The 11,505-nt window shown below is 43.1% G+C and carries 7 protein-coding genes and 2 pseudogenes; 4 read left to right on the forward strand and 5 right to left on the reverse strand.

The window, feature by feature from the left end; all coding sequences use genetic code 11:
* Nucleotides 1-26: 26 nt before the first annotated feature.
* The 4 genes and pseudogenes from KTR06_RS17985 to KTR06_RS24545 all read left to right on the forward strand — a co-directional run.
* Entirely contained in the window at nucleotides 27-1,076 is a 1,050-nt protein-coding gene (locus tag KTR06_RS17985; RefSeq protein ID WP_217290658.1) for a hypothetical protein, read from the forward strand.
* On the forward strand, nucleotides 1,076-1,513 hold the full coding sequence (locus KTR06_RS17990) for an STAS-like domain-containing protein (RefSeq protein ID WP_217290659.1): 438 nt from the start codon (nucleotides 1,076-1,078) through the stop codon (nucleotides 1,511-1,513). The genes KTR06_RS17985 and KTR06_RS17990 overlap by 1 nt, the downstream gene beginning before the upstream one ends.
* On the forward strand, nucleotides 1,510-2,361 hold the full coding sequence (locus tag KTR06_RS17995; RefSeq protein ID WP_217290660.1) for a hypothetical protein: 852 nt from the start codon (nucleotides 1,510-1,512) through the stop codon (nucleotides 2,359-2,361). Before KTR06_RS17990 ends, KTR06_RS17995 begins: the two co-directional genes overlap by 4 nt.
* Nucleotides 2,362-2,697: 336 nt before the next feature.
* Nucleotides 2,698-2,808, forward strand: a pseudogene (locus KTR06_RS24545) (IS982 family transposase); the annotation flags it as partial.
* A 222-nt stretch (nucleotides 2,809-3,030) separates the two neighbouring features.
* On the opposite strand, the gene KTR06_RS18000 reads toward KTR06_RS24545, so the two are convergent.
* The 5 genes and pseudogenes from KTR06_RS18000 to KTR06_RS18020 form a co-directional block, all read right to left on the reverse strand.
* The gene (locus KTR06_RS18000) at nucleotides 3,031-5,877 is read right to left on the reverse strand and encodes an alpha-galactosidase (RefSeq protein ID WP_117683430.1); all 2,847 of its coding nucleotides are present in this window, start codon (nucleotides 5,875-5,877) and stop codon (nucleotides 3,031-3,033) included.
* A gap of 56 nt (nucleotides 5,878-5,933) precedes the next feature.
* Nucleotides 5,934-6,944, reverse strand: a pseudogene (locus tag KTR06_RS18005) (glycoside hydrolase family 78); the annotation flags it as partial.
* A 19-nt stretch (nucleotides 6,945-6,963) separates the two neighbouring features.
* Nucleotides 6,964-8,187 (reverse strand): glycoside hydrolase family 99-like domain-containing protein, encoded by a 1,224-nt coding sequence (locus KTR06_RS18010; protein ID WP_004316150.1) that lies wholly within the window; start codon nucleotides 8,185-8,187, stop codon nucleotides 6,964-6,966.
* A 232-nt stretch (nucleotides 8,188-8,419) separates the two neighbouring features.
* On the reverse strand, nucleotides 8,420-10,699 hold the full coding sequence (gene bglX, locus KTR06_RS18015; protein ID WP_118219092.1) for a beta-glucosidase BglX: 2,280 nt from the start codon (nucleotides 10,697-10,699) through the stop codon (nucleotides 8,420-8,422).
* A gap of 16 nt (nucleotides 10,700-10,715) precedes the next feature.
* A partial coding sequence (locus KTR06_RS18020) for a beta-galactosidase trimerization domain-containing protein (protein ID WP_254306442.1) occupies nucleotides 10,716-11,505 on the reverse strand: 790 nt, incomplete at its 5' end.

Genomic DNA, 11,505 nt, shown 5'->3' on the forward strand with positions numbered 1-11,505 from the left:
ATTTGCATCAATCAAAGAATATCAATATGAAAAGACATCAGATAATCCACATTCGTCTCAAACAGAAGTCTGATATGCGGAAAATACGACGTCAAAAAAGGATTAAGAAAACGCTTCATAAAAGAAGAGTATATCGGCAACTAAGAAGAATGACCGAAAATATACAAAAACCGCGTCAAGGTCCTCAAGGTTTGAAAACATATGAAGCTATTGCTCCATCGAGATTTAATATTAGTAATATTGATGAATTAATTAAGTTTCTACAAGAGACTGAAAGTGTTTGCAAAAGACAAAAAGTTAATTTTCTGAAAGTTAATTTAGATAATGTTGTTGCTATTGACATGTATGCCATTTCTTTAATGTTGTCTATGCTTAATAAGTTGTCATGTAGAAATATAAGATATTGGGGAACATATCCAAGTGATATTCAATGCCGTCAATATATTATAGACTCTGGTTTCTTGGATATTGTTAAGACTAATATAAAGAAGCCAGAAGACCGTCAAAAGGGAAACCAGATTTATATGGTTGGGAAGAACTGTGTAGATAGTAATAGAATAGGAAAATCCGTTCGCGAGTCAATGACCCATCTTGTAGGTACGCCAACTATATATCCTCCGGTCTACGATAATATGTGTGAGATTAGTGCAAATTCTGTTGAGCATGCGAATGAACATATGAGAGAAAAAAATTGGTTAGTTTCCATTTCTATAGAAGGAGATAAAATACACTTCATTTTAACAGATACAGGCCTTGGGATTCTCGCAACTTTACGGAAGAAAACGTCTCAAAAAATTAAGGATATGTTTCTTAAGAGTGAAGCAGATGTATTAAGAGATGTTTTCAAAAAGCTATATCAATCAATAACAGGCGAAATAAATAGACATAAAGGATTGCCAATAATATACGAATCATTTGAAGAGGGCTTTATATCAGACCTACAGGTCTTAACAAATAAAGTGTTATTAGATTTTGAAACAAAACAGTCAACTTCTTTAGGTCGGGGCTTTAATGGAGTTCTTTTCTCATGGACAGTCTCATTAAATAATTATAACAAATGGATAAATTCACTATAATGGAACAGATTAGAATTAAGGTTTTGGATTTCACAGAGAATCCGGGTCCACGGTACATTAGACAAGATAAAATAGGAGAGTCAAATTCTGGTGAGGCATTTTATCTACAGACATTAAATGAAGCATTTTCACAGGCTTATAAGGAGAATAAACAGCTAGTATTAGAATTAGATGGAGTATCAGGTTACCCGTCTTCTTTTCTTGATGAAGCTATAGGCGAGCTGGTATTTGATTTTACTTTGGAAATCGTAGAAAAATATCTCGATTTCGATACACATATGTACAAAAGAAGAGTGGCTCAAGTAAAAGAAGAAACCTATCCTCAATGGGAAGAAAGAAGAAAAAATAATGATACTGTAGTACATTCTTCGGGAATAAGTGGAAACATTTATCATATTAATGGTGATGGGAAATTAGATATAATGCCGATATTATGACAATTGCAGATATTCTTACTTTTGTTGGGATTGCCGTATCTATAATATTTGGCTTCTTTGTTACTCATATTTGTTCAATAAGGGATACGAGGACAAGGGTTCTTAAAGACTATTATATCGAGCAAGTAAAAGGAATTAAAGGCCGCGTAGGTGACTTTTTTCATAAAGTAGCTTTTGGAAAGGGTTCATTCCGGAAAGTAGTGAGTTGGTATGACCATTTGGCTATTGATGTTAAAGGGACAGACCAAGGTGTACGAAAATCATTAGACCTTCAAATTGCAGAGTTTATGGATATTCTTGATCAATATTATGGAGAAATAACAAATTGGGAAGATTTTAATAATCAATACTCTGCATCTCGTTATATTCCCTCGACAGAGCATAAGTCTAGATTATTGCAGATGAAATATGAGATAGACGAATTTCTCAATGACTATGTACACCATATAAATCAGTCTAATAATTATCCTATTTGGAAGGTTCAATACAGGCGAATAAAACAGAGCTACTACTATTATAAAGGAAAAGGCTATAAATGCGCTTTTTGTCGTTCCATTTGGGAAAGAACTGAAAAACATTTTTGGGAATGTATTATTGTTTTAGCGATTATCGGAATAACAATTTTCCTGATCAATAAAGTTTCGATTGAAAAAAAAGATGACTTGTATACTCCATTGAATAATATATCCAATAAGCAAGATTCAATATATAGAGAGATTCATTTGTTTAACAACAACTACAAACCTGTAGAGATTCAATCTAAGACTTTTAACAATTCATCATTCTTCAGCGCAGACAAAGTAGATTCCGTACAGATAAAATTGTATCAGGGACAAGCTAAACAATAAATGCAGTAGAGTTATAAGGTATTCGAACATTTGTTTGTCCACCCTTCCTCCAATCGCCTCAGACCGTTTCAGACGGCGTGGTTTGTTTGCGCAAATTTCATTGATTATTACATAATATATTGATAATCAATGTTGGCAAATTTCTTCAACGAGGAGGAGTACTAACATCCACAGATAAGCTAAATAGTTAAATATCAGTGCGATAAACAATAGAAATTTGTTTGTCGCACTGGTGTTTTATACTCTTTGATGGTGTAGTTTATTTGTCTAAAGTTCCATATCTTTGTTTCTCCTCAAGAATATTGGTAAAAGGAATTCTAAGACTTGGTAAGTCTTTTCTCCTTTTTTATTGCAAATTCCTTGTCGGCTATCGCTGCATACTGTTTCTTTGAAAGGAAACCCGCCATTGATGTGAGGTTTATCAATGACGGGCAACTGACTATTTTTTCCACATTTCAGGTATTCCTTCATAAGTCACATATACTCCTTTTTCCATGGGGAGAGGAGCGAGTTTTTCCAGAACGTTTTTCCATGACTCTTCTGGAGGTAAGCCAAGGCGTTCTCTCCATTTTGGGTTTAAACTGAAATTCTTTATTCATACAACTGTAGTTTCTCATTAATTGGAAACTATACAGTTGTAAATAATGGAAGAATGAAGCACCGGGGGCATTAGAGAACCCTATATATTGCTTCCGCTATCTTCTTCATGCCTTCGTCGTCGGGATGTGCGATGATGAAATCCTTGGTTACAGTATATGGCTTTCCGTGTATGTCATAAAGAGTGTCTCCGACTTTCGGACGTGAATCATACAAGCGGTCTATCCAGTCAATCGGAATGAAAGTGAGTCCATGCATATGCGCAGCGTTGATGATGGCACGTTCTTTTTCCTCATCCTTCCAGAAACAACCGGTGATGACTACTTTGTCTGCTTTCCGCTTGCAATATTCCACCAATCGGAGGATACCTGATTTGAATGCTTCCTTATCTTGTACGTTTTCTCCCAAGCGGATAACAATCACATCCTTGTCCGTAACATGAGTGCCAATCAGCGAGTCGATATTGCAATTCAGGTTACGTTCCCAATAAGCGATGTTCAGCGGGGTAACCACTGTGCCGGGACGGTTTTGCGAGAGCATCTTCTCCAATTGATGGCAATAGTCGTTTTCTTCTTTGGATGCTGCCATGCCCCATTCGGAGAACCATTCGATGTCCGCTTTATATTCGTGGCGGGTGATAGAGTTGCCTAAGCAAAGAACACGTAACGGAGGGCGTTGTTCTATCCGGTTGTCGGAAAATGAGGGAGTTACTTCTTCCAGATAAAGCACGCGGCTGGCATATTCGTTTTGTTTCGAAGATTCCACTCTGTGGGTAGAGGGAATTTCCAGTCCGTTGTCATTCAGATATGCACCGCTGAAACTTTTACCTTCAAATTTCAAAGGTTCAGTGTCGATGCGGTTCAGCTCATGCACCTTATAATATTTGTCCGGATCAAGCCCTGCCATCTTCACCCGTGGCAAGTGCTGGTTGCAGAAATGTTCCGTTTTCCACCAGTAGAATACGGCTTTGTCCTTTTCCGGCGATACATACATCAGCGAAGCTGCGCCCTGTTTGTCATACGGAGAAAGTAAACGGTAAATATCTCCGAACTGTACGACGGGACGTATCGTTTTGTATTCGGTAATGGCGTTTCTGCACAATGCCTTTTCCGCTTCCGTCATATCCTTGGGCTGTATTTCCATACCTAAGCGCCCGCTCATCGCTACATCAATACGGAACTTCAATGGAACGGAACGCGATGTCTGATGGTTAGGGCTTGCGCTGATATGCGCCCCCATGCCGATGGCGGGGAAGAAATAGGAAGTTCCCCATTGGATGTAGATACGCTGAAGTGCATCCGTATTGTCGCTTGTCCAGAATTCGTCGAAGTAGGGAAGTACGCCGTAGTTGACACGTCCGCCGCCGCTGGCGCAAGCTTGTATCGTCAGTTGCGGATAGCTGGCGCGAATGCGTCGGCACACGTTCTCAAAACCCCGGTGGTATTCGATGTTCAGGTGGCTTTGATTGTCTTTGGTCAGGTATTGCGAACCTTGGGTGATGATGGACATATTGGCGTCCCACTTGATATAATCAATGTCGGGATAGGAATTCATCAGTTCGTCCACCGTCTGTACGATAAAATCCTGCACTTGCGGGTTGGAGAGGTCGAGCACGACTTGTGTGCCGCCGCGGGCGCATACCACTTCCCGTTCGGGTGCCTTGATAATCCATTCGGGGTGCTTTTCGTACAGTTCGCTTTTGGTATTAGCCATTTCCGGTTCCAGCCAGATGCCGAACCGTATGCCGTGTTTCCGGGCGTTGTCAAGTAATGATTGCAGTCCGCCGGGGAGTTTGGTCTTGTCTACGGTCCAGTCGCCTAAGGCATAAGAGTCGTTTTTGCGTGGATATTTGTCGCCGAACCAACCGTCGTCCATTACAAACAGTTCGCCTCCCATGGCAGCGATGTCACCCATCATCTGGTCCATGCCCTGTTCGTTGATGTCGAAATAGACGCCTTCCCAACTGTTCAGCAGAATTTTGCGGGGAGTGTTCCCGTTGGCGAGTTTATGCAGGCGTGCCCATTGGTGGAATTTCCGGCTGCATCCGCTCATCCCTTCATCGCTGTAGGTTAGTGCCAATGCGGGGGTGCGGAACACTTCTTCTTTTTTCAGGTTGTACCAGGAGTTTTCTTCGTTGATGCCGGCGAGGAAATGGTGCCAGTCGTCTTCTTGCGTGTCAATACGCAGTTTGTAGTTGCCGCTGTAGCAAAGCGCTGCGCCGATGACGCGTCCCGTGTTCTCCTGCGGTTTGCCGTCGAGCGAGAACATCACTTCTGCATGTGCCGATTGGGAGTTGCGTACCCCGTCCGTGTTTTTGATGACTTTCATACCCGGTTGCAACGCTTCCTGGCAGAGTTGTCCTTCGTTTGCCCAGGCACCGGAAAGATGTGACAGCCAGACATTGCCGCGGCGGACAGGCAAGTAGGCAGAAGCAAACTGCTGAAGTTGGACAGGCTTCTTCTCTTCGTGACGGATTTCAGTCCATGTCTCGATGACATCCGCATCCTGCCATGCTTTGTAGCAGATGTTGACGAAGAAAGGATACACTTTGTCTTTCAGTTCTATCACCGTCAAAGTGGCATTTTCTTTTGTAAGGCGTGTTTCTTTTACGCCTATGACTGCCATTTGAAGTGTCAGGTTGCCGTCGGCATGGCGGACAGACAATGCCGTTTCGCATGGATACCCCATTCCATAGACGGGATAAGCATTTCTTCTGCATGCTGTTTCACAAATGCTTCGGATATCCGCATCGGAGGTGCGTGAGCCGTAATACAGTTGTTCCGGTGTACCGCCGTTTGGTACCGAGAGGAGCAACTGTGTCTGGGGAGTAGATATGGTGACATTCTGCGCTGACAGAAGTGTAGACAACAGCCAGACGGAAATTAGGAAAAACAGATTTCTTTTGTTAATAATTATCATAATAGCAAATTACGTGTTTTCTATGTTTACTAATGGAAACTTTTTGTATAAAGTGGATTCTCACATGAAGGCCAATCAAGAAAGCGACCTTCATTATCATTGAATTTTTCAAGTCCGTCTTCTCCAATTCTCGTCATTATAAGTTGCAACAAGTCACATAGATGGCCTTTTTGTTCTTTCAAATAATCCAAGTTGCCTTGATAAAGATACCAGTCTCTCTGAATCAATATCCACCAAAGAGAATACGTACACATTGTCATCCATTGGGGAAGTGGTGTAGAGTCACGGATCAAGTCGAGGCTTTTGGGGATCACTTCATTATACCCAAAAACCGTATTGACTGTCATCACTTCGGGATGCAAGTCTCTAATCCAAACCAAGCGGTCACGTTTTATCCCATCCCAGATATAATCTTGCATATTCAAATGCACCGTATAAGCTCCAGTTTGCCATATCTGATTCAAGCGTTCGTCATTACATCGGAACGAACCTTTGTAAGGGATATCTTGAAAAATAGAAATAGCCCGTATCTCTTTGAGGTGCAATTCTGCAGAATCGTCCAAAAGGTCAATCCGGGCAAACCGGAAACCGGAATTCCCGACTTCCAAGACCCCAAGCCAAGGTACACTAATAACAAAATCACGCATAGCATGATCGTTTGTCGCTCCATTCACTTCGTCTATGTCACACATAGCTTCGCTTACCGACTCTCCTAAGCGAACACGAATAGTAACAGGAGCATGTGAGGCTGGCATACCGGTGACAATTTGTAAGCCGCCTTGCAATTCCTTTCCGAAATCGAAAAGAATAGCAGGATGTTGCTGCCCGGTACTCGAAAGTTTACAGAGTTCATTATTCACAAGATTTGCTTGTCCATGCCCTGATCGGAGTAAATATTCTGCTCCTTGTATTAGTTGACTCTCCTGTTGCCAAACAATGCGTATCGGAGAAAGATACTCCCGTACACGGCTATCACGTTGTTGAGCAAATGATGTGACAACATGGAATAGAAAAATAGGAATGAGTACTATTATCTGACATTTTTTATACAGCATCAATTTTTCCATTATTTAGTAATTCGCATTTTTAGGGCTTGTAATCATATTCACCATTCATTACCCGTTTTACGGCATTCAAGTAACCATAACCATGCTTCATATCGGGCAAGAGATAACTTCCTTCCACCCATTCGTTCCACGAGTTGATTGTAATCAGTTTGGGGCGGTCGGGGCGTTGGTCTACATATTCTTTCGTCTTCTGCAAGAAAGCTGCAAAACTTTCTGGCGAGTCATTGTAATGAACCACTTCTTTGGCTGTTTTATTCGGGAAACGCGGGGTGTCATCCCATCCTATTGATGCATTTGGGAAGAATGGCACACCCAATGAATCCAGTTTCGCTGTCCATTGATCGCGACGTTGCATGGCTTTTGTACCCCATGCCAGATAATCTTCTTCGTATGGCCATCCCCAATTGTATTTTGTCACACTGTTTACTTCTGCCTTTACAACAAGTTCTATAAACTTGTCGGTGGGAGACCCGTCACCGATGAGTTGCAAGTGCAAATCAGGGAATCCTGCCTTTTTCACTTCGCTACGGAAATAATCCATAGCCTTCTTCACACCGTCTGCATTACCGAAACTTTCCAACAGTTCATGAAAACCAAATATGGAAAATACCGGACAATTGTCTATCTTGTAATAGTTGGGCTTGTGAAAGTATTGGCGTATCACTCGTTCTACAATGATTTTAAAGTTGGCCCAGTCTACCACACCGGTCCACAGACGCGAGTTGTTGTCCTTGTAACGGTGTACATTCCAATAGTTGTGTGCCACGTTATGGTTGGCCCACATCAGGTAAAACTTCATTTTTTTATTATTCTTGGCTTTCAGAAATCCATTGTTTACGGTGCTTTCTAAAAAAGGCTGTCCGTTGAACCAGTACCAATCGAAGATAAACGTATTGATGCCGTGAGCGGTTGCCACGTCAATCCATTTCTCCATCACCTGCGTGTCATCGTCCATTTCGTATCCCCACAAAGGAACCTTTGGCTGATAGTGTCCTTCGAAACGGGGATTACCTTTTTTGATAATTTCCCATTCGCCTGTACCTTCACTCCACAGTGTGTCGCGTCCCATCGGATCATTGTGACACGACGGCCAAATATAAGCTGCCACATCATATTCATCTTGTTCTTTCAACTGTCCGCTTCTTTGGGGTGTAGAGACACAGGAGCAGATTGTTGTGATAGCAACCATTAAAAGAAGAGTAAGTAAACTCCATAAATAAGTCAGTGTTCTTAAATAATGCATATCTTTTTTTATTTTAAATAGTGAATAATTTAATCTGTTCATTAAAGTAGAAGGTACACCTTGATTTCATTTAAAGGTAACGTCGCGCTGATTTCTTCCGAGTTGCAGAACTTTCCTCATAACAAAATCATAGTGTCGGCAACAATATCTTCGGCTTGTACTATGTCATGAGTGCAAGCTCGTGCGATTATAATAAGTACTCCCTACAATACAACTTTTATCAGGTGTTACTTTATTCTGCTTGGAAACTTTTAGTTTGTACATCACGGGAGTTCGGCCCTACCATAACATCAAATTCTCCGGGTTCGTAAACATAGTGTAATTCGGAATTATAGAATTTCAAGTCATCTTTCGTAATAACAAACTTAACATCACGACTTTCCCCGCTTTTCAGGAAAATGCGTTCAAAACCTTTCAACTCTTTCATTGGACGGGCGACCTCCGCGTAAATATCACGAAGGTACAGTTGTACCGTTTCATAACCATCATAGTTCCCCTTGTTTGTTACAGTGACAGACACAGTCAACTCACCATTTTTAGGCAAGGTTTCCGAGCTAATCTGCAACTCACCATAAACAAAGTCCGTATAACTCAAACCATATCCGAACGGATACAGAGGCTCATTGCTCTCATCCAGATAATTGCTGGCATAGCGGTTGAATATATGACTGTCGGGATCAGGACGACCCGTATTCAAATGATTGTAGAATAACGGCAGCTGTCCCACCGAACGCGGGAAGGTAGTTGTCAGTTTGCCACTTGGAGTGATCTTGCCAAACAATACATCGGCAACCGCGTCCCCTGTTTCGCTACCGCCAAACCAGACATTCAATATGGAATGAACATTCGCATCCTCCCAGTTTAAGACTAAAGGACGTCCCGTGAACAGAAGAAGTACGACAGGTTTGCCCGTCTTCACTAAAGCCTTCAATAAATCCTGTTGTGCATCGGGTATCTCAAGACTGGTGCGTGAAGCCGATTCACCGCTCATTTCCGCACATTCACCCAAAGCGGCAACAATGATGTCTGAACGGGAAGCCATGCGTAAAGCCTCGTCCAACAGTTCCCGGTTGTCTCCACGTTCCAGCGGGCGAATGCCCGTAGCTGCTTTTTCTGTTTCCGCATCATAATATATGTTGCTGCCTTTCGCATATAGAATTTCAGCCTTGTCACCCGCTGCCGCACGAATTCCTTCCAACAATGTTCTGTGACGAGACGGCGTACATGTCATGCTCCACATACCGCACATATTATTACGTGCGTCTGCCATTGGACCGATCAGGGCAATCCTGCCTTTTTGTTCAAGTGGAAGCAGGTTGTTGTCATTCTTCAACAGAACAAATGTTTCAGCTGCAATCGCACGTGCAGCAGAACGGTGTTCAGGCGTATAAAGTTTCTCTTTGGCACGCAGGGCATCGCAATATTTATACGGATTGGAGAACAGTCCCAGTTTATATTTGGCTTCCAATACACGGCGACAAGCCATATTAATCTGCTCTTCCGTTACCTTCGCTTCTTTCAGGGATTCCTCCAATGTATTGAGGAACCCGCATGAAACCATATCCATATCCGTTCCTGCCTGTAAAGCGCGAATGGATGCTTCCTTCAGAGGGGCGACACCATGGGAGGACATTTCGGCTATCGAATTGTAATCTGTTACCAATAGTCCTCCGAAGCCCCATTCATTCCGGAGCAGGTCGGTCAGTAACCATTTGTTGGCTGTGGCTGGAATACCGTCAACGATATTAAACGAGCTCATGATGCTGCCTACACCAGCGTCAACGGCAGCTTTATAAGGAGCCAGATATTCGTTATACATACGTAGTCGGCTCATATCCACTGTATTGTAATCGCGTCCCGATTCGGACGCCCCATAAAGTGCGAAATGTTTCACGCAGGCAAGTATTTCATCGTTGCCTTGCATATTGTTTCCCTGATAACCACGCACATACGCTTTTGCCATTAAAGAACCCAGGTAAGGATCTTCTCCGTTCCCTTCTGCGATACGTCCCCAACGGGCATCACGACAAATATCGACCATCGGGCTGAATGTCCAGTTAATACCGTCTGCGCTGGCCTCAATGGCGGAGATGCGTGCCATACGTTCGACGGCCAGCGTATCCCAACTACAGGACAGTGCCAATGGGATTGGAAAAATAGTTTCGTAACCGTGGATAACGTCTGCACCTACAAGTAGAGGTATTTTCAACCGGCTTTCTTCTACCGCAAGGTGTTGCAGGGCATTAATTTTCTGGATCCCCTTGACATTGAAGAAGCCGCCTATTTCCTGTTTGCGAATCATATCGCTAAGTTCACCGTTTATCACCGAACCTGTCACGAGATCACCGCCCGAAGGCAGGTTTAATTGTCCGAGTTTCTCACGGAGAGTCATCCGGTCCATTAAGTCGGTAATGAAACGGTCCATTTCCCTATCTTTCCCTCCCCCGGATGGTGAGCAGGCAAAGAGAGTAAGCCCGCAAAGGGCGCAAGATATAAGATTTCTTATCTTCATTTTTCTTGTTATTGGGTTATTTATACTTGTTGTCCGATTTTTCTTTCCACACCACTACTCCCGCAGGTTCAAGGCGTGCACTGCCAATCAGTACTTCTGCCTCATCGGGAATGACTATTTCCTGAATGTCCGACGTATAATTCAAGGCGATGTAAAAACCGTCACGCCATTCCTTCACCACTCCGTACAGTAAATCTTCAGTTGGTACGCCGGCTTCCGTATATACACGACGTACTACTTCTTTCTCCAATTTGCCGTCATCGGTATCCGTTCCGATATAGGTGACCGTTCCTTTACCCAGCCTACGGTGTATCACGGAAGCAGCTCCCTTATAAAACTGGTCTGTATAGACAGCCCACACATCTGTTCCGGCAGCCGGGGTTAGTACGTCCGCCCAATTGTTCCAGGCGTATTCCTCACTGCCGAAATCTACTTTTCCGTAGAGACTGTGAGGCAGATGGTCATAGTACAAGCTGTTTATTCCGGCCAGTTGATGAATAGGAGCCGCTAAAGGAGCCTCCCACAATTTGGCGTCACGGTCTTTCTGACCGGTACGGCAGGTCAGAATCAGATGTCCCCCATTCTTCACGTATTCAGTCCAACGTTTTACCAAATTGTTATCAAGCAACTGATAAGCCGGCGCAATCAGGAAGGGATAATCTGAAAAATCCTCCTTCTCCGAGATCACATCGACGGGAGCGGCGAAGGACTTTAGCAGGTTGTAATACTTATGTATGTGTGGCATCGTCCGCCACTGGTCTGTCTGACGCTGGAACTCCATTTCCCAATAGTTGTTCATATCGAAA

This window comes from Bacteroides sp. MSK.20.12 (genome assembly GCF_019052435.1).
GTDB classification, from domain to species: domain Bacteria; phylum Bacteroidota; class Bacteroidia; order Bacteroidales; family Bacteroidaceae; genus Bacteroides; species Bacteroides xylanisolvens.